Below are 25,020 nucleotides of genomic sequence, written 5' to 3' on the forward strand. Positions count from 1 at the left end.
TGGATATCGAGCTTACATTGAGCTTATCGAATGCCAGTTGACTCTATCCAGCCCATGTACCAGGCAAAAAGAATCAGCAGGAACAGCGCGATGGACAAACCGATGCGCATGGTTAATGCGTTTACAGTTCGACTGGATTTGCTTTTGTCTTTCATGAGAAAGAAAAAAGCCGAACCCAGGCTTGCAAGAATGCCCAGGAACGCCAGGCCAATGATCAACTTCATGGTGAACACCTTTCAAAAACTAACCGTGTACAGCACACAAGTGGAAGTATGTCATGGTTAATGCAGTGAAAACACCCGGCAAAGTCAAGCTGATCCTTACCCTGTTAATTGGCGCTGGCCTGGTGTGGCTTACCTTCAGCTTGGGCCAATGGCAAACCAGCCGGGCATTCCAAAAACAAACCCTGTTTGAATCGCAAGCCCGCGCATTGGCGGCCGAGCCAGTGTCTCCAGCCAGTGCCCGTTTGGACTTGGACAATTTGTCCTACCGGAAAATTGAATTGAGGGGTAGGTTCGAAGCCAAAGCCCTGATATATATAGACAATCGTCAGGTAAATGGAAGGCCGGCGGTTCAGGTGGTGCAAGGTTTTCGGCCAGAGGGTGCAAGCTTTTTAATACCGGTCGATCGAGGCTTGTTGTTGCGAAATCCCGCTGAGCCACGCCTTGCGCCACTCATGCCCACCGAAGCCGTGCAAGCAGGTGAGCTTTTTGATTTACAAGGTACCATCTTGCCGCGCTTTGCCCAGTCGGCTGAATTGCGGGGCATGGCCTTGGGTGAGACTGACGACATTGTGAAAGCTCAAAGCAATGGCTATGAGGTGTGGTCCAATTTTAGTGGAAACGAATTTGAAAAGCGCACTGGTCAATCAGTGAGCAATTTTGTAGTGACCCAGCAGCCGGTGGCGCAAACTGCCGGGCAACAGCCACAGGCGCGTATGGTAGGCGGTTTTTATCACCTGGCGGTGCCGCTGCAAGAACAAGTGGCCAAGCACAAGGGTTATGCCTTTCAATGGTTTACCATGTCCGCGGTGTTGGTGTTGCTGACCCTGTTTTTTGTGTACCGAGAGTTTTTTCGAAGCGAGTTTTACAAAGGGAATAAAAGATGAACGCAGCCAGCGCACCCGCGAAGCTGAACAAAGGCCGAATTACCATTTTGTTGGTGTTTCTAACTTGCGCATTGCCCATTGCGGCGGCCTTCTATTTGTACTTTTTTGACAAACCCGAAGGTACGAACAATTACGGCACCATTCTGGATCCGCAGGTGAATGTATCAACCGATGTATTCAAAAACATCAACGGCGACGATTTCACCATGCAGCAGGTGGCCGACAAGTGGGTGTTGATCCAGGTGATCAACAGTGACTGTGATGAAGTATGCCAAAACACCATGTACTTCCAGCGACAGGCCCGTGCCTCGAAAGGCAAAGAGCAAGGTCGCATTGAGCGCGTGGTGTTTGTCACCGACGATGGCCCCTTGGAAACCCTGTTGCTGCGTCAGTTCCCTGATGTGCATTTTGTACGCGCCAGCGAAGAGCAGTTGAAAAGCTGGCTGCCATTGGAGCAAGGCATTGTGGGCAACAAGGGCAGCGCCGACATTGGTACCGTGCGTGACCATGTTTTTGTAGCCGACCCGTTGGGCCATGTCATGATGCGTTTTCCACCCAACAACACCCTTCAGTTCGACAAGTTTCGCAAAGACATCAGCCGCCTGTTGTGGGCTTCAAACATCGGATAAAACGAGAGCAGCATGAGCAGTTATAAGCGTTTGGTCGCATTCACCACAGTTCTTACATTCCTTTTGATCATGTTGGGCGCATTTGTGCGCCTGACCGACGCTGGTTTGGGTTGCCCGGACTGGCCTGGCTGTTATGGCAAACTCACGCCAACACAGGCTGCAGAGGAAATCGCCCAGGCAGTGGAGGTTCAGGGCGGTACACACGGGCCGGTCTCCATGCCCAAGGCCTGGAAAGAAATGGCGCACCGGTATGTGGCCACTTTCCTGGGTTTCCTGATTATCGGCATTATGGTGATGGCTTGGAAAAAGCGGGCCGAGTTGAAGCAATCGCCCGCGCTGGCCACTTGGCTGTTTTTTGCGGTGTGTTTGCAAGGTGCTTTTGGTGCCTGGACCGTCACCATGCTGCTGAAGCCTGCGATTGTGACCGGTCACTTGATCGGAGGTATGACGATTCTCGGCATGCTGACCTGGCTGTGGCTTCGTCAAACCAACAATGCCCGCACCGTGGCACCGCCTCGCGATATGGGCGGTCTGCGTCTGCTGGCCCGTGTGGGCTTTGTGGCTGTTGCAGCTCAAATCATTCTGGGCGGTTGGGTTAGTACCAACTACGCCGCTGTGGTGTGCACCGATTTCCCAACCTGTCAGGGAAGCTTTTGGCCGCACATGGAGTTCAAGGACGCCTTCCACATTGTTCGCCATTTGGGTGAAACACCCGAAGGTGAAATTTTGAATGTGGCCTCGCTGACTGCCATTCACTTCATTCACCGCATCGGCGCTTTGGTGGTGACTGGTATTTTGGGCTTCCTGGCATTCGCCTTGTGGCGCAACCCCGGTACCAAACCCTTGGCCATTAAATTGGTGGCAGTGTTGGCGTTACAAATTGCCATGGGCATTGGCAACGTGGTGTTTCAATTGCCTTTGTGGTTGGCCGTGGCGCACAATGGGGGCGCGGCGCTGTTGCTGGTCACCCTGATCTTGGTAAACTATCGGGTTGCGGGCAATCGCCATCGAATTTCATAAGGCTCAACATGCCATCCGTTGAAAAAACAAAAGCCGTGAGTAGTTTTTCTCACGTGGCCAAACAGTACTGGACATTGACCAAGCCACGCGTGGTGGCCTTGATCGTGTTCTGTGCTGTTATTGGCATGTTTTTGGCAACCCCCAGTTTGCCCAACGCCCAAGTGCTGATTGCAGGTACCTTGGGCATTTGGCTAGTGGCAGGCGCTGCGGCAGCCTTCAATTGTCTGGTTGAACAGCAAATTGACGCAAAAATGGCGCGCACCCGCGCCCGGCCCTTGCCCCGTGGTGAACTGAATTCAGTTCAAACACTGGTCTTCTCCAGCATGGTGGGCGGTGTCGGCGTGTGGATTTTGTATGTGTTTGTAAACCCGCTGACCATGTGGCTCACATTGGCCACCTTTGTTGGGTACGCCATTATTTACACTCTGCTGTTAAAGCCCAATACGCCTCAAAACATTGTGATTGGTGGTGCATCGGGTGCCATGCCTCCGGTGCTGGGCTGGGCCGCTGTCACCAACAGTGTGTCTGCTGAAGCATTGGTGCTGTTCCTGATTATCTTCGTGTGGACCCCGCCGCATTTTTGGGCGCTGGCTTTGTATCGCACTCAGGAATATGCACGTGCTGGTTTGCCCATGCTGCCAGTTACCCATGGCGCTGCGTTTACCCAGTTTCATGTGTTTTTGTACACCATCATGCTGGCGGCCACCACGCTGATCCCATTCGCCATGAAAATGAGCGGGCTGATTTACCTGGTCAGCGCTGTGGTGCTGAACGCCATTTTCATCGGGTATGGTTACAAAATCTGGAAAAACTACAGCGATGCCTTGGCCAAAAAGGCATTCACGTATTCCATCGCCTATCTGGCGTTTTTGTTCGCGGCCTTGTTGGTCGATCATTATGTAACGGTGTAAGCAGTATGCGCAATGTATTCAAGCAGCTCGATTCAGTAGGCACGCGGGTAAAAACCTGGTTGGCTTTTGGTGCGGTGGCATTGCTGTCCGCATGTAATACAGGCCCTGCCAGTTTTACCAATACCGACATTACAGGTTCTTCATTGGTGGCCAATTTCAAGTTGAAAGACTTGTCGGGCACTGAGCGCACCATGGAAAGCTACAAAGGCAAGGTGGTCGCCATGTTTTTTGGCTACACCCATTGCCCCGATGTGTGCCCCATTACCATGCAGCAATGGAGCGAGGTGAAAGCCAAGCTGGGCGAGAAGGGCGACAATTTGCAAGTGCTGTTTGTGTCTGTTGACCCTGAGCGCGACACCCCCGAACTGCTTAAAAAGTATGTGCCCCAATTCAACCCCACCTTTGATGCGCTTACTGCAGAGTCTTCCGACGAACTGAAGCCTTTGTTGGCTGGGTTGCGGGTGTACGCGGGCAAGGTCGAAGGCAGTACGCCCGACAATTACCTGATGGACCACACTTCAGCCAGTTATGTGTTCGACCAGCAAGGTCGCGCGCGCTTGCTGGTTCGCCACAACGCAGATTCTGCTCCCGTGGTTAGCGACGTTGAGCAAATTCTCGACGGCAAATAATTAGTCTTTGCGCGCAGTAATTGCGCTACAACTCAGTGGCTGCAAATTCATGGTCATTTGTGCTGTGAATTGGGCCAAGGTGCGTGTTTTGTCTTGGTGCCCAGCGCTTGCCTGTTTCGAAACCACCTCGTCGTTTTCGATTTTGAACACCACTTCCCATTCCAGCAAGAATGGCTCACCTTCGAGGCCGTGATTGATCAATACAATCACGGGCCGGCCTTCACACAGCTCATCACGAATCAGGTTCAGTGTGGCCTGCGGTGTATTGCCGGCATACCAATTTGCGACAAGCCCCGCTTTGTTCAGTGCTTTCAACATTGTGCTTGGCGAGGTGCCCATGCTGCCACCGAGCAGGTCTGGGCACTCAGCCCAACGCATGATCTCGTGAATGTAAGGGTCGTTTAAAGGATGGCCGTGCCTGTCTTTGGGCAGGTGGTTCCAGCCAATTTCATGGTGATGAAGAATTGTGCCCAGGGCGCAGGGGCCGCTTGCGCGTTGTACCCCCGCTGGTGTGGTGAAGGCGTAAAGGTTTGTGAGTTCCCGATTGGGTTTTGCCGTGAATTCCGGGGCAGAGCCTGCGCTGACAATTGATTTTGCCTCGAAAAAATCGATCCCGAAGTGGATGTTGTCACTCATATAAAAAGTAGGTCCTTTGCTGCCAAATTCAACCCACATCTTATTCAGTGAATACGCGTATTCGTGGCGCGCATAGTTCTATGTACAAAGCCAATTCCGTTGTGCAGAACAGAGCGATTTCGGAGCTTATTCGGTAGGTAAGTTGGGTGTGCTGCTGGCCTGCAAAGGCAGGGGCAAACTTCCCACGGGGGAGGGGGCGCCAAGGGTAGAGAGCAAACCGTCCAGCGCATCGGTCACGGGGGCGAGCACAGCGTCCAGGGGGCCCGCTGCTGGCTCTTCGGGCTGGGGCGTGGGCGTGGGGGCCGGGGGTGGGTTGTTGCCGCCAGTGCCTGAATCGTTGTTGTTGCCCGATTCAGTGGTGCTGGCGGTTTCAGTGGTGTTTGTATTGTCTTCGTTGTCGCTGTATATGGCGGCCGTTGCGCCCAGAAATACCAGGCTTTCCAGCACTGGGTAGCCTGTTGATTCGCCACCGGCGCTGGTTGTGCCGAACAGGCCGAACAGGTCTGGGGTGTCTGCCGAGCCAGCGGTGTTTTCAGTGGCTTGTTGGCTTTCGAAGTAGACGCCCTGGCCATACAGGTCGGTGGCAATCCACTGTGGTACCTGGTCCATTTCAACCACTTCCAGGTTGAAGGTGGCAGCTGCACCCTTCTCAACAATCAGTGCATCTTTCACGCCAGTGAACTCGATAACAGCCTTGCCCGCAGCATCACTGAGTACGCGATCGCCCGGCAACAAAAGCATGCCGGCTTGCGCGGGCAGAAAAAAACCATCCCGAATCAACTGCACATTGCCGCTGATCTGGGTGATTTTTGCCTGTTGTTCAATGGACGTGCTTGCTGCGTTCATGGGTACTAAGTGTGGTTAAGCGTAGTTGTACGGACCGCCCACTTCCAGTGCTTTTTTAAAGCTTGGCATGGCGTGAATGCGTTTCACGTAGGCCGCAATTTTGGGCATGTTGTTGATGCTGTCTGCGCGGCTCATGGCCGCTTCCAGCGGAAAGCTCATCATGAAGTCAGCGCCAGTCATCTCGCCGCCACAAAACCACTCACTCTTGGCCAGCACACTTTCAATGTAAGCAAACTGCTTTTCAAGGTTGGGGTTGATAAAGCTGCTTTTTACCTGCTTTGAAATGCCTCGCGCAATTGGCAGCACAATGGGTTTCAACAAGGCGGGTACCGGTGCATTCTCGATTTTATTGAACACCAGTGTCATGACCAATGGGGGCATGGCGGTGCCTTCGGCAAAGTGCATCCAGTAAGTGTAATCCCGGTGGGCCTGGGTACCTGCTGCCGGGCGAAACTTGCCGCCCGCCTTGTCGATCAGGTACTCCACAATGGCGCCGCTCTCAGCCACGGTAATGTCACCGTCGGTAATGACAGGCGATTTTCCCAAGGGGTGAATTTTTAGCAACTCGGGCGGGGCCAGGTAAGTTTTGGCATCGCGTGCATAGCGGGTTACCTTGTAAGGCAGGCCGAGTTCTTCAAGCAGCCAGATAATACGCTGTGAGCGTGAGTGTTCCAGGTGGTGTACTTCGATCATGGTCATAAAAAAGGGCTTGTTGCCAAGCCCTTAGTGTAGGTTAGTTTTCACCCAAAATGATTACAGCCTTGTTTTAAACCTCGCCGTGTTCGTATTTCAGCAAGGCTGTTTTCATTTTTTTCATGGCCTGGGTTTCAATTTGGCGCACCCGCTCGGCCGATACACCCAGCTCTGCAGCCAGGTCGTGAAGGGTTTTGGCGTTCTCGCCAGCCAGCCAGCGGCTGGAAATAATGCGCTGGCTGCGTTCGTCCAGGCTGGCCAGGGCCATGTCCAGGCCCTCGCTGTGCAGGCGTTCCATGTTGGCACCCTCCAGCACTTCAGTGGGCTCCGCACCTTCAGCGGCCAAATAGCGCACGGGGTTGTAGCTGTTTTCTTCACTGTCTACGTCTACAACCGGGTCAAGGCTGAATTCATGGCCAGCCATGCGACGTTCCATGTCGTATACGTCTTCGGGGCGCACATTCAACTCGCTGGCCACCTCGTTGATTTGGTCTGGCGAGAGGGTTTGACCATATTTTTTGAAGCTGTTCAGGTTAAAAAACAGCTTGCGGTGCGCCTTGGTGGTGATCATTTTCACCATGCGCCAGTTGCGAATAATGTATTCGTGAATTTCTGCCTTGATCCAGTGCAGCGCAAAGCTGACCAGGCGCACGCCACGCGTGGGGTCAAAGCGTTTCACTGCCTTCATCAGGCCGATATTGCCCTCTTGAATGAGATCGGCATGGGGCAAGCCATAGCCAAGATATTGGCGTGCCACAGCCACCACCAAGCGCAGGTGGCTAAGCACCAAGCGGCGGGCGGCTTCAAGGTCATTGTCGCGCTGCAGGCGTTCGCCGAGCTCAACTTCTTCCTCGGGGGACAGCATGGGAATTTGGTGTGTGGCTGAAATGTAGGCATCTAGGTTGCCAAGCGGGCCACGGGCCACCAGCGCCCATGGGTCGCGCACAGCAAGGCTGTTGCCAGCGGCGCGTGTGTTAGCAAGGGTCAATGCAGTGGTCATGATTGCGGTGTTCTCCGAATTAATGAACCGATTTCCATTTAATTTTAGCACTCTTCGTTTAGGAGTGCTAATCCACCCAAAAGTTCCGGTTTTCAACATTGATTGCGGCGATATTCGCCAGGTGAGCAGTTGTACCAGCGACGAAACGCCCGTGTGAAACTGGCGGTGTCGCCATAACCCAGGTGAAGCGCCATTTCATCCAGTTTCATTTGAGTGGAAAGCAGCTGTTCCGCGAGTTGCTGGCGCTCCGCATCCAGCAGGTCACTGAAACTTACACCTTCTTCCGCCAATCGTCGCCTTAGGCTTCGGGGCGAAATTGACAGCGATCGCGCAACGTCCTCCAGGGTAGACAGAAGCCCCATCGGTCCAAGCAGGATTCGACGAACCTGGCCAGTGACACCTTCGACTTGGCGCTGGCGCAATTGCCGGGCGCACTGGTCTTCAAAAACGCGCAGCAGATGTGGGTCACAGGTCGGTAGCGTCATCTCGGCATGACGGCAATCCAGCATGATTGCATTGTGGTTGCAGCCCGTGTGTGGGCGAATACCGGTCAGTTCTTCGATACGTTGCGCATGAGGTTCGGGAAGATGCTGAAATTCAAGGCTTTGCACAGGTACGCCATTTAATCCCAATTCGCGCAGCAAGTTGAAGGCTGTCCCGATATCGCGCTCAAGAAGAAAGTGGCGAAGGGGCTGGGCAATGTCGTCTGGATCTGCGGCAAGTCCAAATGATGTGTTGGTGTGAATAATCGAAAACTTGCAGTAGGCGGTGCTCAAGGGCAAGTAACGTATTGCGGTTTGCACTGCCGAAGCCAGCGTGGGGCTGGTTCGAATGGCAAAGCCCCAAATGCCGAAGGTGGACACGTTGTATTGCAGGCCAAGTTCAAAACCAAGGGCTGGTCGGTCGGGCAGGCTCATGATCATGTTCTCGAGCAAGCGCATTTCCTGACTGCGTTGCAACCAGGTGTCGGAACGCGTCAAATCATCAAGCTCTACGCCGGTTCCCAGCAAACAGGTTTGCGCATCGACGCCAAAGCGTGCCGCAAAATTGACCATGACCTGGGCAATCACAGCAGGGTGCATCAATGGGGTTGCCCGCAAAACTGACTCCTGAGAAAGTTGGCCCGAAATGCTTGTATCGAGACCTGAAATGCGCTGTCTGAATCCAGACCAAAAGGATACATTCAAGCTACCAAAACACAATATCCATGAGACACCGATGCAGGCAAACCTGAATGAATTGAACCGGGAAGCGATTGAGGCTTCCAAAGAGTATACGGGCGAACTCGCTTGGCTAACGATTGGGCTGACCGCATTTGTACTGGGTGCTATGGTCCTCTTGTTGTGGTTGTTTGCTGCGGAAAATCTCAGCCTTTGGATTGCCATACCAGCCTATGCGGCATTGACTTATATGTCGTACACCCCCCTGCACGAGGCCGTGCACAGCAACATTCACGGCAAGCATGAGCACCTCAAATGGGTTAACGACCTGTGTGGCTACCTGGTGGCTGCCTTGATCATGGTGCCCTACTCAACCCACAAGGTAGAGCACTTCACCCACCACCGTTACACGAACCAGCCCGACAAAGACCCAGATTATGTGGTCAGCAATATGCGTCACGGATTCTTCTCATTTGTAGCCAGTGGATTTCATTTCTTGTGGGTTCAAATTACGTTTCTGTTTCGCGATTACTGGAAAACAACGAGCTTGAAAGACCGCGCTATTTATTTGGCGGAGATTGCATTGACGGTGGCGTGGCGCGTTGCATTTGGATTGTGGGTTGGAACGGCTGAAGTGGCGTGGTTGCTGGTGGGCGGCTATTTGATCGGCGCCTTTTTTACAGCCTACTGGTTTGCCTACCGACCACATCACCCTTACGACAATGTCAACCGTTATCAAAACACCAACAGTTTGATTGTGCCTGTCTGGATGAAGCCGCTGGAATGGTTTTGGTTGGGGCAGAATCTACATTCAATTCACCACCTGTTCCCTCGGGTTCCCTTTTACCACTATCATGCGTTGCACCGTAAAATCGAACCCGTGTTGCGCGCGCACGGTACGCCGATTGTCGGAATATTCAGCAGGCAAAGCGTCGGCGAATGAATTCGATAACGGCGGGCTTAACTACGCTGGGCTGCGTCGCACCGAACTCAAATCTGAGGCGGTCCAGTTTGCACTTCTATAAAAGCCTTCCTCCTCTGTGGATACCCCGTTCACCTGTCTGCCGATAATCAAGGCTCCCTTTTATGGAGCACGGTAGATGAAACAAGAAAAACAAAAAAGTCAAACCCGGTTCATGCGCATAAAAAGAGGCTGCTTGCTCGCAGTGGCTCTCTTGGCAAGTGCCATCACGCTGCACCAGCCCGCGTACGCGAAAGGTATGCCTGAAATTACGCCAAGCCTGAAAAAGATGCTGCATGGTTTGCCAATTGCAGGCATCAAAGACGATGTGCAAGGCATGGTTGCCTCGCTGAAGGAAACCAGCTGCGGCAACAACTTGACGGGCTGTTACATGACCCGCTCAGGCCCCTTGCAGCTTTACTTCTTCACCAGTGGAAAGTCGCAGCAAACCTTGCTGTTGGTGGTGGACAAGTCGGTCAACATGCCTGCAATTCTGAGTAAGGATGTTCAAAAGGTCTTGGGGCAAACCTCGCTAAAAACACCGATGATTTCGATTTCCACCACTGACTATGCATTGGATGTGGTCAGGATGCCGCAGGCCTTGCGCGATGTAGTGCGTAATCAATACTTCAATGTCAATTCACTGGAATTTTCAAGTGGCGTGCAGTTGGCTGCGCGTGCGAATGTGGGCGGCGCTTTTAAAATAGCCATGGCCAGCCTTGGCGCCGATGTCAGCAACATGCTGATGCGTGCGGCGGTGGTTATGCCCATTCCCGCTGACCTGACCGCCGGTGCAGGCGCAGGAGCTGGCGCGGCAGATGCGGTTGCGCACGGCGACACCATGAAGAAAGCCGGAATGGATGCGCTGAAACCCGAGGCATTCGTGGAATTCCAGTTTGGCCCCGGGGCCGCTGTAAAAATGGGCTTGCCGCAAGTGCGGCTGACCGATGCCACATTCTTTTTGAACAATGCATTGACGTTTGGCTACAAGGGCAATGCGTACTTCAGCGGTGCCAAGGATAAAAAAGTACTGATGCAGTTTCAGACTCCACTGACACCCGCTGGTGCCATGGACCTGGCCGATTTCAGCTTTCGCATGTCGACTCCTGAAAACTTCACCATGGAAGACGCGGCGCATGTCATGGTGGCCATGGCCTCGCCAGATCCAAGGTTGAAAAAACATGGTGGTGGTTTCATCAAGGGAATCGACTCGTTCAAGGGCGCCTTGTTGACCATGGTCAAACCCTTGTCGGTGATGAAGATGGGCAACCCCAACCCGGCACCGGCTTATGTGTTCGGTGACAGCACCAAACCGTTTCCCGAGGACAAAAAATACTTCAACTTTCTGGTGCTTGGCCCCTTGGCCCAAGATGGCCCATTCATGTACGCCGCTGGCAATGTGAAGGTGATGGGCCAGGAAATGGGTTGGATGCAAGGCACCGCCGGGCTTTCGGGCTTGAGCTCCGAGGTGGGTAGAAAAATCAGGCTGAAGATTGGCCCACTGGGCCCGCTCGATTTCTACATGGCGCAATCCTGGTTGATCAACAAAGACAAGCAGGAAATTGCCATGATTGGCAATATTGCCGGGCAGAAGGTGGAGGTGGCGTATGGCCCCATCAATATGCGTATCGCGGTGAATGCCACCTGCGTGAATCCGTTTGAAATCAAAGGCGAGCTTGCCATTGTGCCCACCACCAATCTTTCAGATGTATTCGATGCGCACGGTGGGGTTAATGTAGACCCTTCGAAAATCCAGAATTGCATTGGCAAGGAACTGGAAGCGGCTTACCGAAAAATTTCAACCGAGTTTGCCCATTTGGGGGGCTATACAGCCACGGCTGCCACGGCTGAATTGAACAAAATAGCCAATGCAGCCGCTGCCGAAGCACAACGTGTTGCCAAAGAAGCTGAACAGCAGGCGCAGTTGGCGCAGGCGTTGGCACAGCAGCAGGCTGAAGCTGCGCGCGTGCAATACGAGCAAACGAAAAATGCGGCACGCAAGGTGGCAGACTCGGCAACCCATTCAGCGGCCAACGCTTTCCGGGATGCAGGCAACGCGATTGCCAAGCTAGGCAAGAAAAAGAAAAAGCACAAGAAGGGACCAGACCCTTTGTTTGCCGCCTCGGTATTTGACTGGGATTACTACTACGATGCTCACCCTGACGTGGTGCAGATCAATATGGACATGGCCACGCACTGGAAGGATTACGGCTTCTATCAAGGTCGCGCAGGCAGCTTTGAGTTCGACCCCGTGTTCTACTGGAACAAATACCCCGACCTTGTACAAATATGTGGCGCGGGTAATCTGCACTGTGGCATTCAGCATTGGTTAAGCAATGGTATCGGGGAAGGTCGTATGGGCAGCCCGAATTTCAGCGTGGTTAATTACCTGTATAAATACCCTGATTTACTGCAGGCCTATGGACCAAATGGCTTTGGGGATGCGCTTCATCACTGGATTACGGTTGGTAAGGATGAAGGCCGCGATCCGCGCTAACCGGGTCCCCAGTCAGTTTGTCACCCTGTGAATTGGGGCCACCCAATTCAAACTCAATCATTTGAAAGTGCTCACAAGCCTGTGAAAGGCCTGTGAGCATCTTTGCATTCTTTACACCATTCAATATTTCAATTGATAATCGCATGAATAATTCATATCAAAATTAATTAAAAACTGCCACGCGACAACCACACTTTTGGGGACAAGGGTTTGAAGAATTTGTTGATACTTGAAGACCATCCGACCTCGGCCATGGTCGTAGAGGAAATTATTGCGGCGGTTGTTCCTGGCTTGACCACCCGGGTGGTTGATTCTGTGGAGCAACTTCATCACATTGAACCAGCCGGCGTAGACCTCGTGGTCTCGGACCTGGTTTTGCCCAACAGCAAGCCCGCTGAAGTAATTGATTTGGTGTCGCAACGTTTTGCCAATTCACTTCGTATTTTTTTTACTGCACTGGGCGACGCAAAAATTGAACGGCAGGTGGCCAATTCCGGCGCCTTGCTGTTGTCCAAAAGCCAGCATTACAAAGAATTGATGGTTCAGGTCCAGGCCTTTCTGAAACGTGATTCAGTCAACCTGAATTCAATTTCTCAACGGAACGAGTTTCAAAGCCTGATTCAAATGCCAGGCAGCCCCAAACCCTTGACCATCAAGCAGGCACAGGTGATGGAACAGGTGTCCCTTGGTAGAACAGGCAAGGAAATTGCAAAGATATTGGGCATGAGTCCCGACACGGTAAATGCGCACATCAAGGAGGCCTTTGGGCGACTGGGTGTTCAAAACCGTGGCGAGGCAGTGAGCAACTATTCTGTTGCAAGAAAACTGGCGGCCCGCCTGCATGGGGAAGCGGCGCTGGCGCACTTGCAGCCCAACGCCGATTAAACTGTTTAAATGAATCTGAAACGCTATTTGCTGGTGCGAATGATCACCTTGGGCCTGTTGTGCTGGGTGTTGATTTCCGCCTACGTGGTGCTGCGCACGGCCAACGAGGTAGACGATGCCTTGGCGGGAGATGCCACGCGCTTGCACGAGATGGTGGAATATTCCATGTACAAGCGGCAAATTAATCCAGAAATCGAAGGTTCGCCAGTGCTGGTGGGCAGCCAGTATGGTTTGTTACTGGCGCCGTATTGCATTCGTTACGAGGGCTGGAACGGGCAGGTGCGGCAAGAGGGGTGTGACAATCAAGATCGGCACCCTGTCGAGGCGCAACTCATGCGCCTGTTGGGCGTACAAATTGAAGCACAACCCCGCCCTGTGGGCTTGTGGGGCCAACCCTTTGGCGAGCTGACCATTACTGCTGACCCGCAACTGGTCTTGGCCAAGTTCTGGAATACGCTGCGCGACCTGCTGTTGCTGAGCACCTTGATTGTGGCCAGCCTTGCCGCATTGACTTACGTGGTAATTGGCCGTGCCCTGCAGCCTGCCGCTACTTTGGTTGAAAAAATTGATTCAATTGCCATCTCCGAGGACAGCCCGCCGCCTGCGCAACTTCCCGATGTTCAGCCTCGCGAGTTTGGCCGCATTGCGCGGGGGGTGAATCGCCTGAACGAGCGTTTGTGGCGCCTTACCCAAACCCGCCGCAACTTGATGATGAAGTTGCTGAAGGTGCAGGAAGAAGAGCGACGGGAGTTGGCCCACTTGGTGCACGCAGATTTAGGACAGTCCCTTAGCCTGATTGCTGTGAATTGTGCCCAACTGCGTGCGCAACTGAAAGGTGGCGACACCGGGGTGCAGGAAAAGCTTGAAGAAATCGACCTGCAAATTGAAGGTGCATTCGAGCGCATGCGTGCGGTGTTGGTGAATAAGTGCCCACCTGTTCTCGAGGGGGCAGACCTGGGCATGGCCATTCAAGATCTGTGTACTCGGTGGGAAATCAGCGCGGGAAGCGGCTGGACAGTGAACCTGAATCTTGAGGCCGCAGCCTTGAACAGTTTGGACAAGGATCGTGCCTTGTGTGTGTACCGCACCGTGGAAGAATGCCTGGCCAATGTGCGGCGCCACGCAGCACCGGGAGCGCCCGTGGATGTGAGTTTGGCTTTCCTGAAAGGGGGGCTTGAACTGCGTGTTGAAAATTGCTTGCCGCAACCGGTTGAAACGCAGGTGCCATCGGGCGGCATGGGATTGAACTTACTCGCCGAAAGGGTTCGGGTGCATGGTGGTGTATTCACAGCGCGGGTTGAGGAGAACCACTTTGTGGTGTTAGCCCGTTTTCTAGACAAGGGTGCTGCATGAACAACGCTGACCTCCGTATTTTGTTGGTCGATGACCACGCAGTGGTGCGTGCCGGCTATCGCCATTTGCTGGAAACACAAGGTGGTTTCAAGCAGGTGCGTGAAGCTGAAAACGCGCAAGAGGCCTATAGCACTTGTCAGAAAGAACTGCCTGGCTTGATCATTTGTGACATCAGCATGCCCGAGCCGGTGGGTTTGAACCTGGTTCAGCGGGTGTTGGGGCGTTGGCCTGAGGTGAAATTTTTAATGTTCACCATGCACAATTCAATCGAGTTGGCGCGGGCCTGCATGGATGCTGGCGCGAAAGGTTATGTCACCAAAAGCAGTCGGCCTGAAGTGCTGTTGCGTGCCATCGGTGAGGTGTTGGCTGGCCGTACTTTCATAAGCGCCGACTTGTCACGTTTGATGGCGCTCTCGCGCCTGCGCGACAACCGGGGCGGGCTTGATGAATTAAGCAGCCGGGAGTTTGAAGTGTTGTGTTTGCTGGTTGCCGGGCAGTCGGCTGAGCAAATTGGCGAGCTGCTTTTTTTGAGTGCAAAAACCATTCACAACATTCATTACCAAATCAAAAAGAAATTACAGGTTAGTAATGATATTGAACTGACCAAACTTGCGATTGCCTGGGGATTGACCAACCCTTCAATCACGCAGTAAAGTCGGGCAATATTCCTGAGCAGGTCTCAGTACACTTCGTAAATGGCAAGTTTGCTTGCCAGTACTCAACAACGATGGAGAAGTAGACATGAGCTGGACCACACCACAATTTGTAGACATGCGTTTCGGTTTTGAAATTACCATGTACATTGCCAACCGTTAATTGTTTTCGGTTGTTGCAGTATCAAGAAAGGAAGGCCAAGCAGAGTTGGCTTTCCTTTTTTTATGCGCGGCGCAGTTGCTCGGCTGAGCTCAGGGTCAGTTTCAAACCCTGTTCAAGCAGGGACCTGGCAATGTTTTCATCGCCAAAACCATAAGGTGAAGCGGGGGCGTGATCGTACAGAAGGCCAAGGTAAAGGTAGGCGGCCCCGTCATTGGGTGCCAGTGCAATGGCACGTTCCAGGGACGCTTTGGCGTGGGCTTGAAACTGCAGCGCACACAGGCCTCCCAATGATTTCGCGTAACCTGTCAGCACAATACCGTTCCAAAGCAGAACCTTTGAATCATTTGGGTATTGGTGTGCCAATTCTTGTGTGGTTTCAGCCAAGTGGCACAACATGGCGTCGCGGGTGCGGCCAAAGTCGCAGCGAAGTGCTTGGGCCCAAGCAGCCTGGACCGCCTCAATACTATTGCCTGGTGCGGTCTCGGCATTCGTTGGGCTGCTTGCAATGCCCCTGTCGATGACATTAAATACGCGTCTCATAGGTGACTCCTAAACGACGTTAATCACATAAAGGTGTTGCATAGTGGCAACCGTTTCATTGATTAACGCGGAATATTCGTTTAGGAGTACAAACGATCAAAAATACCCATAGGGGCTTGTATCAGCCCGGAATGTCCAGTGATCCAACTGATTTTGGCGACACCATCACACCCCAAGGCATATTGCCTTCCGGAATGTCTTTGATCACATTGCCAGTGGCGTAGTCCAGTACCAAGATGTTGTTGCTGCGGCCGCAGGCCACAATCAGCTGTTGGTCGTCGGGTGTAAAACTGAAGTGCCAGCAACGCTCGCCCACAGGCATTTCGCGTTTCAGTTCAAGCGTTTTTGCATCAAACACCTGTATGGCTTTGCCTCGTGCCAAGGCCACCACAATTTCAGAACCATCGCGGGTGTAAGTTACTCCGTAGGGCACTTCGCCTGTGGCTGCTTCGTTGATGACGTTGTAGTTTTTGTCCAGAATCAGCATCTTGTTGCCGTATTCCAGCGTGACCACAAATTGCTCACCATCGGGCGAGCGTTTCACGCCGCGTGGTCGTATGCCGTAGCTTTCGGTGTCGATCTGTTTGATTTTTTCACCGGTTTCAATGTCGTGAACCGACACATTTTCATCGGCCTCGTTGGTCACAATAATGTGTTTTCCATCGGCCGAAAACTCAATGCCCTCGGTTTCAAACCCCGCCGTAATTTCCTTGATTTTTTCGCCTTTGACCAAATCGATGATCGCCACTTGTGCGGGCAGCTCATCGCCTTCTTCGCGCTCTTTTTCAATGGCCTTGGCCTCAGCTGAACCAGGTTTGGGCGGTGGCCCACCCTTGGAGGCAGGCTCATAAGCCACAAAGGCCAGGTTGCCCAGCACGCGCACAAATTCGGGGTTAATGCCCACGGGTACTCGGCGCACTACCTGGTTGGTGGCTGTGTCTACAATCGCCAAGTCTTTGGTTTCCTTGACCGCGACAACAAGCAGTTTGCCGTCATCGGTCAAGCCCACACCGCGGCCGCCTTCACCCACATCAATTTCGCCAATCTTGGTGTAGTCCGCCAGTGAGTAAATAGTCACCGGGCCGTCTTGGTGGGTTACGTAGGCCACAGCCTGCGGCGCAGCCTGTTCAATCGGTGCTGCAGCTTCCGGGGCAACTGTTTCTTCTTTTTTGGAGCAGGCCGCCAATGCCACGGCCAACCCTAGCGCAATCGCGCTTGTTTTGAATTTCATGTTCTTGTCCTCTTCCTGCTAATCGGTTCAACGCTACGGAAGTTTCCCTGTTTTGTCCCGGGAAGATTTCCTGAAATATGACCTGTCATTGTGACAGGTCATGTGGGCAATTCCTTCCAAACGTTGATTTAACGCCATTTCTGCAAGCACTTTGAACCTTTGTGACAGTTTGGTTTCAATACACTGTGTAGTGTGACCAGTAACCATTTTGTAAAGAAGTGCAGCCATGAAGTATGTTCAAGAAAAACAAGCCCGTTTAGGCGAGTCGCGTTTGGTGCCACGTGTGGCGCTGTCTGCCTCCATGGGTTTTGCGGCGTATTGGACCTACCTCTACTTCAGTCAAACCAAACACATTTTCAGCCCGGCTTTAAAGCACCACGATGTGCTGACTCACCATGCGCACGAGTTCACCGAATTGCGTCTGCAAGTGGCGCCCGGCGTTGAGCTGGAAGGTTGGGTACGCATGCCTGCAGGCACGGGCGGTGCGGGTAGCAAGGCACCTTGTGCCGTTTACTTTGGTGGCCGTAGCGAAGACGTTCGCTGGCTGTTGAACGAAGCGCAAGGTTTCAAGAATTTACCCCTGGTATTTTTCAATTACCGCGGTTATGGCAATTCCCAAGGTACGCCAATGGAAAAGAATTTGGTGGCCGATGCACGGGTTATTTACAAATGGGTGGCCGAGCAACCCTGGTGTGATCGCAATCAGATTTCCGTGATCGGGCGTAGCCTTGGCACAGGGGTTGCCATGCAACTGGCTGCCAGTACGCCGGTGCATAAGCTGGTCTTGTTTACCCCATACGACAGCTTGATCAGCATTGCCAAAAAGAAAGTGCCTTTGGCGCCAGTGTCACTGTTGTTGCGCAGCAAATTCAAATCGAATGAATGCGCTGCGAATGTGCGCAACCCCACCTTTGTGTTGCTGGCTGAAAATGATGAAGTGGTACCTCATGATTCGTCATTGCGCCTGATGCAGCATTTCGCTGTAAAACCTTTGGTGGCCACCGTGAAAGGCACTGACCATGTCAGCTTGCCGCATGATATCGATGCGCAAGGCTTGGTCAGTCATTTCTTGACAACGTAGTTCACCCACTCCCGGTATTCGCTTGGTGTTTTGCCAGTCAGTTTTTTGAATGCCCGGGTGAAATTCGCGCGGTCTTGGTAGCCCACGCGTTGTGCAATTTCATCCACATTCAATTTGCTGGTTTCAAGCAGCAGACAAGCATCACGTTGAATCACCTCGCCCAGCAAATCAGTGAAGTTGCGCCCTTCATTTTGTAGCTTGCGCTTGAGTGTGCGCACCGACATGTGCAGTGTCTCGGCCATGTCTTCAAGCTGCGGGTAGCGGCCCTCCCGGCAAATCAGCAGGTTCTTCACGCGACCGCTTAAGTTGTCACCCAGGCCCAGCGCAATCAATTCCTGCTCGCATTGCTGAATCACCATTTGTGCCGTGGTGGCATTGGCGGTGGGCAAGGGCAGGTCCAGCCACCTACCGGGAATTCGGATTTGATTGCCAGCCGCATTGAAACGGCACTTGGGAAGGCTGCTGGCATAGCTCGCATAATAAGGCGGCTCGGGCCAGTCAAACCACAATTCAATTCCGCTGGCCTCGCGCTTGCTGCCCATGGGGTTGAAAAGGCTTTCAAACAGCCGCCACACTTCAACCACAAAATTTTCAATTGCGAATTTGCGCACGGGTTCAAGGGGCATGGCTTCGCGCACGTGGCACGTTAGGGTGCGTTCGTCTTCACTGGTGTCTATGGTGTAGAAGGGCACTTTGGTGGGCAAAAAGCGAATACCCAGTTCAATGGCCTCACGCAGGGTTGCACAACTCATCAAACCAAAGCCGATCATGCCCGCTTTGGTCAGGCTGCTTTGCAAGCCCATGTCGATGGCAATGTGTTCGCTTTGAAACAGCGCCAGCAAATTCATCACGATGATGCCATGCTGGGCAGCGGCGATGCGGCTGTTGGGCACTTGTAACTGGGCCAGTGTCAGCCCGCTGTGTTGCAGAATTTGCTCGGCCGCAAAGCCGCGTTGCACTGCATAGTTCACGAAAAACAGCGGGTAGGCTTGTGCCACTGTGGTTTGTTCCAGCAGCCTAAGCTGCGGAAGGTCTTTCAGTTCCATGCCCAGTAAACCAGGGTGGCTGCAGCCACCAGCAATTGCACACTGTTGATGATCACGCTAAGCCGGTGCTTGCGATTGAATTCAGCACCGGCTGCTGTGTCCCCAGCCAGTTCCCGGTCGCGAAGTTCATTGATTTGGAGCATCAGAATTTGCCGTGTGTACACGCTGGCCAAGCCGACCAACGCCGATGGAAACAACACCCAAAAGCCGCCACCGGAAAGCCCTGCAAAAATGGCACTGAGAAAGCCGAACACGATCACATACAGGTAGTACCAGGGAAACACAGTGCGAATGAATGGCCCCGCTTGTTCCATTGGCAATTTGGTGAACACCAGCGGTGCAAACAAGGCCGAGAAGGCCAGAATACCGCCGAACAAACCACCCAGGGCCAAGGTTGTTAGTGCTTGAAACCATTCCATGTTGTACTCCTTTGCTGCTAATTTGATGTGTGGTCAGTGCATGGCTTGTGCCACGAGTTTGACTCCAAATGCAGAGCATACTTTGGCCACAGTCTCGAATCGTGGGGACGCATTATTTCTAAGCGCTTTGTAAAGTGCTTCTCGGGTAATTCCCGTGCATTTGGCGACATCGCTCATACCTTTGGCACGAGCGATATCGCCCAAAGCAGCGGCAAGCAACGCAGGGTCGTTGCTTTCCAGAATGTCCGTTAAATAGGCTGCGATAGTTTCTGGGCTGTCCAAATGCTCGGAAATTGAAAAGTTTTCAATCTCATTCAGTTCCAATTTTTCGGTTCTCATTGGTTCGACTCTCTGTTTAATTGCTGAGGAAAGATCTTTCGCTCTCTTTATGTCTTTGGTCTGGGTACGTTTGTTTCCACCGCACAACAGCACAATTAGATCTCCATTGCGTTCAGTGAAATACACTCTCCAACCTGCTCCAAGGTGAATGCGAAGTTCATACACCCTGTCGCCGACAGTTTTTACATCGCCTTTCAGGCCTAACTCTATTCGTCGAAGTCGACCAAGAATTGCACCCTTCAGCAATTTGTCATCAAGCGATTCGAGCCATTGGCTGAATTCTGGCAGGCTTTTTATTTTGTACATCAACAATTAATTGTAATCGATCGATTACAATTTTAATAGAGTATATGGAGGTAGTTAAGTAACCTTCCAGATTCATCAGTTCAGTCTTTGTGGCCCAAATTGACTCCAAAGTAGTCACTTTTCACACTCACGCCTGTTGCACCCAAGCCCCTACACTGCACTTCATCGAAAACCAACACAACACGAGACACACCACATGGCCAGCTCAAAGAAAGAAGCACAAAACATTCTCGAAGTAGCAATCGTCGGCGCAGGCGTTTCCGGCCTGGGCATGGGTATTCAATTGCTGAAAGCAGGAGAAACCAATTTCAAGATTTTCGACAAAGGCCACGATGTGGGCGGCACCTGGCGCGACAACACCTACCCTGGCTGTGGTTGCGACGTCAAAAGCAGCCTGTACAGCTACTCCTTCGAGCCATGGGCCGAGTGGAGCAACAGCTACGCCAAGCAGGGCGAAATTTACAAATACCTGCGCCACTGCGCCACCAAGTACGGCGTGTATCCCTACATTCAATTCAACACCAGCATTACTGGTTCTGTGTTCGATGAACAAGCCGGCTTGTGGAACATCACCACAGCCGATGGCAAAACCATTCAGGCCCGCAATGTGGTCACAGCGGTGGGCCCGTTCAGTGCACCCAAGGTTGCAGAATTCAAAGGCGCCGAAAAGTTCAAAGGCAAAACCGTGCACACAGCGGCCTGGGATCATTCCGTAGAGCTCGAAGGCAAGCGCGTTGGCCTGATTGGTACTGGCGCCACTGCCGTTCAGGTTGGCCCGGCCATTGCTGACAAGGTGAAAAACCTGGTGGTGTTTCAGCGCACGGCCAACTGGATCATGCCGCGCCCCGACCGCAACATTGAAGAAGCCGAAAAAGCACTGAACCGCAAAACCCCGCTGAACATGAAAATGAACCGTTTGGGTGTTTACTGGTTCAATGAATTGACCGCGCCATTTTTGATTTTGAAGTACGACATGTTCAAGGCTCAACCCGAGAAAATGGCCAGCAGCTACCTGGCTCGCAAGGTGAAAGACCCTGAACTGCGCAAGAAGCTGACCCCCACGTTTAAGTTCGGGTGCAAGCGCGTTCTGGTCAGTTCAGACTGGTACCCCACCATGCAAAAAGGGCATGTACACCTTGAAACCAATGCCATTGATTGCATCACCGAAAAGGGCATTCGCACCGCCGATGGTGTGGAGCATGAACTGGATGTGATCATTTACGCCACCGGCTACGAAGTGCGCCATACAGGTTCGCCAATCGATGCCAAAGGCATTGGTGGCGCAAGCTTGAATGACAAGTGGAAAGACGGCTCGGAAGCCTACCAAGGCATTTCAACGGCCGGTTTCCCCAACCTGTATTTCCTGGTGGGCCCGTTCACAGGCCCGGGCCACACCTCGGTGATTGCCTATGCAGAGGCGCAAATTGGCTATGTGATTCAAGCGATCAAACTGCGCCAAAAGCGCAAGCTGAAAGCCATCTCGGTGAAGCCGGAAGTAGAGCAGAAGTTCGTGAACACCATGGACTTCCGCAGCGAACACACCGTGTGGAAAAGCGGTTGCGCCAGTTGGTACCTAAGCCCCAATGGCCGCAACAACACTTTGTACCCCGGCTTGAACGCTGAATACCGCATGCGCATTGCACGCTTTAACCCGGCTGAATATGTGCTGACCGGCCCCAACGGAAAAACCGTAAAGCCCAAGGTAAGCGACCACATCAGTACGGGCTTGATGGCACTGAAGGCTGCCTGATTGGGTGTGTAGGCAAGTTACTACCCAGAATGGATAAAGGTATTGATATTGAAATCTAAGAGGAAGACACTGGTCGTTCACTATTCAGGAGAACGACCATGTCGACCCAAGGCACCAAAGCATCCGACCTATTTGTTCAAGCCCTGGAAGCAGAAGGCGTAAAACACATATTCGCAGTGCCGGGCGAAGAAAACCTCGACATGGTAGAAAGCCTGCGCAACAGCAGTATCAAGCTGGTGCTGACCCGCCACGAACAAGGGGCAGGTTTTATGGCTGCTACCTATGGTCGCCTCACTGGCCGCGCCGGCGTGTGCATGGCCACCCTTGGCCCAGGTGCAACCAACTTCACCACCCCCGCTGCTTATGCGCACCTGGGTGCATTTCCGCTCATCATGATCACCGGGCAAAAGCCCATCAAGAAGTCCAAACAAGGCCAGTTTCAAATTATCGATGTGGTCAATCTGTTTGCGCCAATTTGTAAAATGAGCAAGCAAATTGTTCATGGCAACAACATTCCTGCCCTGGTTCGCGAGGCATTTCGTATCGCCGAAGAAGAACGCCCCGGTGCCGTGTTACTCGAGTTGCCCGAAGACATTGCCGCCGAGCCGACCACCGCATCCATTATTCCCCGCAGCGAGCGCCACTATGCCGTGGCCGATGACGTGGTGCTCAACGAAGCCGTTTCAATGATCCGCTCGGCCCGCATGCCACTGGTGTTGCTGGGTGCCGGTGCAAACCGCAAACAGGCCCGGCTGGCTTTGCAAGAATTCATTGAAACCACAGGCATTCCGTTTTTCAGCACGCAAATGGGCAAGGGTGTCGTGGATGAAGGCTCGCCCCATTTTTTGGGCACCGCTGCTTTGTCTGATGGCGACTACCTGCACTGCGCCATTGAGCGGGCCGACCTCATTATCAATGTGGGTCACGATGTCGTTGAAAAGCCGCCGTTTTTCATGGCCCATGGCGGCAAGAAAGTAATTCACGTGAATTACCGTTCTGCCAAAGTAGATCAAGTGTATTTTCCGCAATGCGAAGTGGTGGGCGATGTGGCCCGCTCCGTGCAAAAGCTGACCCAGAAAATTGGCGGCAAAGTGGTGTGCGACCTGGCCTACTTCAACCGCATTCGGGACGAAGTCGAGCTGCACATCAAAGAGGGTGCAGACGACGACCGCTTCCCAATCATTCCCCAACGCTTGGTGGCCGAAACCCGCCGCGCCATGGGCGCCAAAGACATCATTGCGCTGGACAACGGCATTTACAAACTGTGGTACGCCCGCAATTACAAAGCTTACGAGCCCAACACCGTGCTGCTTGACAACGCTTTGGCCACCATGGGTGCCGGTTTGCCCTCGGCCATGATGGCTGCCATGTTGTACCCCGACCGCCGGGTGATGGCCATTTGTGGCGACGGCGGCTTCATGATGAACTCGCAAGAAATTGAAACCGCTGTGCGCCTGAAGATGAACCTGGTCGTTACCATTTTGAATGACAGTTCTTACGGCATGATCCGCTGGAAGCAAGAGCACGCAGGCTTTGCCGATTGGGGGCTTGAGTTTGGCAACCCCGACTTCGTGAAGTACGCCGAAGCCTATGGTGCAACCGGTCACCGCGTTGGCAGCGCCGCAGAGCTGGTGCCCACCTTTGACCGGGCTTTCAAAGCCGGGGGTGTGCACATCGTAGACGTGCCGGTGGACTATTCTGAAAACAAACGTGTGCTGATCGACGAATTGGCCGCAAAGGTGTGTTTGATATGAGCAACTCGGTAAACAGCGCCACTCTTGAAGTCGTCAACCCCTTCGATCTGAAGCCCATTGGCGAAGTGGGTTTGGTCGATTGGCCCACCATCGATGGCTGGTTGAATACCGCCAGCCAACTCCACAAAACCCGCGCCAACTGGTTGCCCATGCACCAGCGCATCGCCATTCTGAAAAAAACCGCGCAGTTGATGCAAGGCCGGTTCGATGAGCTCGCCTTTCAAATTGCCAATGAGGGTGGCAAACCGCTGATGGACGCCAAGGTCGAGGTAACGCGGGCCATCGACGGTGTTGAGTTGTGCATCAAGGAATTGGGCCACCTTACCGGCACGGAAATTCCAATGGACCTGACCGCGGCGGGCTCAGGCCGCATGGCATTCACCACCCGCGAGCCCATTGGCCCCGTGGTGGCGGTGTCCGCCTTTAACCACCCTTTGAATTTGATTGTGCACCAGGTGGGGCCGGCCATTGCCACGGGTTGCCCGGTGCTGGTAAAGCCAGCCAGTGCCACCCCCCTAAGTTGCCAGGCCTTTGTGAACATGCTCTACGAGGCAGGCCTGCCTGAAGAATGGTGCCGCTTCGCACCTTGTAAAAGTGACGTGGCCGAGCAAATGGTGATCGACCACCGTGTTGCATTTTTCAGCTTCATCGGCTCGGGTGCAGTGGGCTGGCGGCTAAAAAGCAAATTGGCACCTGGCACACGCTGTGCGCTTGAGCATGGCGGTGTGGCCCCGGTTATAGTCGACGACTGTGCCGATTTTGAAGCCATGATTCCGGCCTTGGTCAAGGGCGGTTTTTATCATTCCGGGCAGGTTTGTGTCAGTGTGCAGCGGGTTTACGTGCCCGAGGACATGGCCACTGCCTTGGCGCAAGCCATTGCCGATAAGGCTTCCAAGCTGAAAGTAGGCAACGCCATTCTGGCCGATACGGAATGCGGCCCACTCGTCAACCCGAATGAAGTCAAGCGCGTTGAGCACTGGGTTAATGAAGCTGTAGCAGCCGGTGCGCAGGTGTTGTGTGGTGGCCAGCGGTTGGGCGACACAAGTTACTCGCCCACCGTGCTTTTAAATCCACCCCGCGATGCCAAAGTCAGTACCCAAGAAGTGTTTGGCCCCGTGGTGTGTGTTTACGGTACCGAATCGCTCACCGATGCAATTGCGCAGGCCAACAGCCTGCCGGTGGCGTTCCAGGCTGCGGTGTTTACCCAAAAGTTAAAAGTGGCCATGCGTTGTGTGCGCGAAATCGACGCTACTGCAGTCATGGTCAATGATCACACTGCGTTTCGTGTTGATTGGATGCCATTTGCAGGTCGTCGGCAGTCGGGTTATGGGGTTGGCGGTATTGGCCACACCATGCACGACATGACGCAAGAAAAAATGGCGGTCATCAAGTTGTAATTACCGAGTAAAT

26 protein-coding genes are annotated in these 25,020 nt (G+C 53.2%); 15 read left to right on the plus strand and 11 right to left on the minus strand.

All coding sequences use genetic code 11. The features are described 5' to 3' along the window. Positions 1 to 23 precede the first annotated feature (23 nt). Positions 24 to 224: a twin transmembrane helix small protein gene (locus LMED105_RS01665; protein WP_008247552.1), complete on the minus strand. Its 201-nt coding sequence runs from the start codon at positions 222 to 224 to the stop codon at positions 24 to 26. Positions 225 to 277: 53 nt separating this feature from the next. Between LMED105_RS01665 and LMED105_RS01670 the strand changes: the two genes are divergently transcribed. From LMED105_RS01670 to LMED105_RS01690, 5 genes are read left to right on the plus strand one after another with little or no spacing between them, the layout of a single operon-like run. Further along, on the plus strand, positions 278 to 1,108 hold the full coding sequence (locus LMED105_RS01670) for an SURF1 family protein (protein ID WP_008247555.1): 831 nt from the start codon (positions 278 to 280) through the stop codon (positions 1,106 to 1,108). Beyond that, positions 1,105 to 1,737 carry a hypothetical protein gene (locus LMED105_RS01675; RefSeq protein WP_008247556.1) on the plus strand — a complete coding sequence of 211 codons (633 nt, stop codon included), beginning with the start codon at positions 1,105 to 1,107 and terminating at the stop codon, positions 1,735 to 1,737. The genes LMED105_RS01670 and LMED105_RS01675 overlap by 4 nt, the downstream gene beginning before the upstream one ends. Before the next feature lie 12 nt (positions 1,738 to 1,749). Then, entirely contained in the window at positions 1,750 to 2,757 is a 1,008-nt protein-coding gene (locus LMED105_RS01680; protein WP_040512050.1) for a heme A synthase, read from the plus strand. 8 nt (positions 2,758 to 2,765) lie between these two features. Further along, positions 2,766 to 3,668 carry a heme o synthase gene (gene cyoE / locus LMED105_RS01685; protein ID WP_008247561.1) on the plus strand — a complete coding sequence of 301 codons (903 nt, stop codon included), beginning with the start codon at positions 2,766 to 2,768 and terminating at the stop codon, positions 3,666 to 3,668. 5 nt (positions 3,669 to 3,673) lie between these two features. Beyond that, positions 3,674 to 4,297, plus strand: a complete 624-nt coding sequence (locus LMED105_RS01690; protein ID WP_008247564.1) for an SCO family protein — start codon at positions 3,674 to 3,676, stop codon at positions 4,295 to 4,297. Here LMED105_RS01690 and LMED105_RS01695 read toward each other — a convergent pair whose 3' ends face one another. The 5 genes from LMED105_RS01695 to LMED105_RS01715 all read right to left on the minus strand — a co-directional run bounded on the left by LMED105_RS01695 (position 4,298) and on the right by LMED105_RS01715 (position 8,572). Beyond that, entirely contained in the window at positions 4,298 to 4,933 is a 636-nt protein-coding gene (locus LMED105_RS01695; protein WP_156799473.1) for a hypothetical protein, read from the minus strand. 126 nt (positions 4,934 to 5,059) lie between these two features. Beyond that, positions 5,060 to 5,779 carry a hypothetical protein gene (locus LMED105_RS01700; protein ID WP_008247568.1) on the minus strand — a complete coding sequence of 240 codons (720 nt, stop codon included), beginning with the start codon at positions 5,777 to 5,779 and terminating at the stop codon, positions 5,060 to 5,062. Between the two features lie 15 nt (positions 5,780 to 5,794). Continuing rightward, positions 5,795 to 6,472, minus strand: coding sequence for a glutathione S-transferase (locus LMED105_RS01705; RefSeq protein WP_040512199.1), 678 nt, complete (start codon positions 6,470 to 6,472; stop codon positions 5,795 to 5,797). 73 nt (positions 6,473 to 6,545) lie between these two features. Beyond that, positions 6,546 to 7,472: an RNA polymerase sigma factor RpoH gene (gene rpoH, locus LMED105_RS01710; protein ID WP_008247579.1), complete on the minus strand. Its 927-nt coding sequence runs from the start codon at positions 7,470 to 7,472 to the stop codon at positions 6,546 to 6,548. 92 nt (positions 7,473 to 7,564) lie between these two features. Continuing rightward, positions 7,565 to 8,572, minus strand: coding sequence for an AraC family transcriptional regulator (locus tag LMED105_RS01715; RefSeq protein WP_156799474.1), 1,008 nt, complete (start codon positions 8,570 to 8,572; stop codon positions 7,565 to 7,567). A 118-nt stretch (positions 8,573 to 8,690) separates the two neighbouring features. Here LMED105_RS01715 and LMED105_RS01720 point away from each other — a divergent pair, with 118 nt between their 5' ends. The 6 genes from LMED105_RS01720 (at position 8,691) to pqqA (ending at position 15,144) form a co-directional block, all read left to right on the plus strand. Continuing rightward, entirely contained in the window at positions 8,691 to 9,575 is an 885-nt protein-coding gene (locus LMED105_RS01720) for a fatty acid desaturase (RefSeq protein ID WP_008247582.1), read from the plus strand. A gap of 157 nt (positions 9,576 to 9,732) precedes the next feature. Beyond that, the gene (locus LMED105_RS01725; protein WP_008247583.1) at positions 9,733 to 12,090 is read left to right on the plus strand and encodes a hypothetical protein; all 2,358 of its coding nucleotides are present in this window, start codon (positions 9,733 to 9,735) and stop codon (positions 12,088 to 12,090) included. A gap of 210 nt (positions 12,091 to 12,300) precedes the next feature. After that, the gene (locus LMED105_RS01730; protein ID WP_156799475.1) at positions 12,301 to 12,975 is read left to right on the plus strand and encodes a LuxR C-terminal-related transcriptional regulator; all 675 of its coding nucleotides are present in this window, start codon (positions 12,301 to 12,303) and stop codon (positions 12,973 to 12,975) included. A gap of 9 nt (positions 12,976 to 12,984) precedes the next feature. Further along, complete coding sequence (locus LMED105_RS01735) at positions 12,985 to 14,328, plus strand: sensor histidine kinase (protein ID WP_008247586.1); 1,344 nt, start codon at positions 12,985 to 12,987, stop codon at positions 14,326 to 14,328. Next, complete coding sequence (locus LMED105_RS01740) at positions 14,325 to 14,981, plus strand: response regulator transcription factor (RefSeq protein ID WP_008247587.1); 657 nt, start codon at positions 14,325 to 14,327, stop codon at positions 14,979 to 14,981. The genes LMED105_RS01735 and LMED105_RS01740 overlap by 4 nt, the downstream gene beginning before the upstream one ends. A gap of 88 nt (positions 14,982 to 15,069) precedes the next feature. After that, positions 15,070 to 15,144: a pyrroloquinoline quinone precursor peptide PqqA gene (gene pqqA, locus LMED105_RS01745; protein WP_008247588.1), complete on the plus strand. Its 75-nt coding sequence runs from the start codon at positions 15,070 to 15,072 to the stop codon at positions 15,142 to 15,144. A gap of 60 nt (positions 15,145 to 15,204) precedes the next feature. Here the strand turns inward: pqqA and LMED105_RS16020 are convergent, their stop codons facing one another. Beyond that, entirely contained in the window at positions 15,205 to 15,684 is a 480-nt protein-coding gene (locus tag LMED105_RS16020) for a hypothetical protein (protein WP_008247589.1), read from the minus strand. Positions 15,685 to 15,805: 121 nt separating this feature from the next. After that, positions 15,806 to 16,915, minus strand: coding sequence for a cytochrome D1 domain-containing protein (locus LMED105_RS01755; protein ID WP_008247590.1), 1,110 nt, complete (start codon positions 16,913 to 16,915; stop codon positions 15,806 to 15,808). 226 nt (positions 16,916 to 17,141) lie between these two features. On the opposite strand from LMED105_RS01755, the gene LMED105_RS01765 reads away from it, so the two are divergent. Next, positions 17,142 to 17,996: an alpha/beta hydrolase gene (locus tag LMED105_RS01765; RefSeq protein ID WP_008247592.1), complete on the plus strand. Its 855-nt coding sequence runs from the start codon at positions 17,142 to 17,144 to the stop codon at positions 17,994 to 17,996. On the opposite strand, the gene LMED105_RS01770 is transcribed toward LMED105_RS01765, so the two are convergent. The 3 genes from LMED105_RS01770 to LMED105_RS17130 are packed head-to-tail and all read right to left on the minus strand — an operon-like array spanning position 17,978 to position 20,106. After that, a complete protein-coding gene (locus LMED105_RS01770) occupies positions 17,978 to 19,042 on the minus strand; it encodes an AraC family transcriptional regulator (RefSeq protein ID WP_008247593.1) in 1,065 nt (354 codons plus the stop codon). The genes LMED105_RS01765 and LMED105_RS01770 overlap by 19 nt on opposite strands. Beyond that, a complete protein-coding gene (locus LMED105_RS01775) occupies positions 19,033 to 19,461 on the minus strand; it encodes a DUF4149 domain-containing protein (protein WP_008247595.1) in 429 nt (142 codons plus the stop codon). Before LMED105_RS01775 ends, LMED105_RS01770 begins: the two co-directional genes overlap by 10 nt. Before the next feature lie 33 nt (positions 19,462 to 19,494). Next, entirely contained in the window at positions 19,495 to 20,106 is a 612-nt protein-coding gene (locus LMED105_RS17130; RefSeq protein ID WP_008247596.1) for an addiction module antidote protein, read from the minus strand. A gap of 196 nt (positions 20,107 to 20,302) precedes the next feature. Here LMED105_RS17130 and LMED105_RS01785 point away from each other — a divergent pair, with 196 nt between their 5' ends. The 3 genes from LMED105_RS01785 (at position 20,303) to LMED105_RS01795 (ending at position 25,007) form a co-directional block, all read left to right on the plus strand. Next, positions 20,303 to 21,856, plus strand: coding sequence for an NAD(P)/FAD-dependent oxidoreductase (locus LMED105_RS01785; RefSeq protein ID WP_008247598.1), 1,554 nt, complete (start codon positions 20,303 to 20,305; stop codon positions 21,854 to 21,856). Positions 21,857 to 21,954: 98 nt separating this feature from the next. Next, positions 21,955 to 23,610, plus strand: a complete 1,656-nt coding sequence (locus LMED105_RS01790) for an acetolactate synthase large subunit (protein ID WP_008247599.1) — start codon at positions 21,955 to 21,957, stop codon at positions 23,608 to 23,610. Continuing rightward, the gene (locus LMED105_RS01795) at positions 23,607 to 25,007 is read left to right on the plus strand and encodes an aldehyde dehydrogenase family protein (protein WP_008247600.1); all 1,401 of its coding nucleotides are present in this window, start codon (positions 23,607 to 23,609) and stop codon (positions 25,005 to 25,007) included. Before LMED105_RS01790 ends, LMED105_RS01795 begins: the two co-directional genes overlap by 4 nt. Positions 25,008 to 25,020 lie beyond the last annotated feature (13 nt).

The organism is Limnobacter sp. MED105, from assembly GCF_000170915.1.
Taxonomy (GTDB): Bacteria; Pseudomonadota; Gammaproteobacteria; order Burkholderiales; family Burkholderiaceae_B; genus Limnobacter.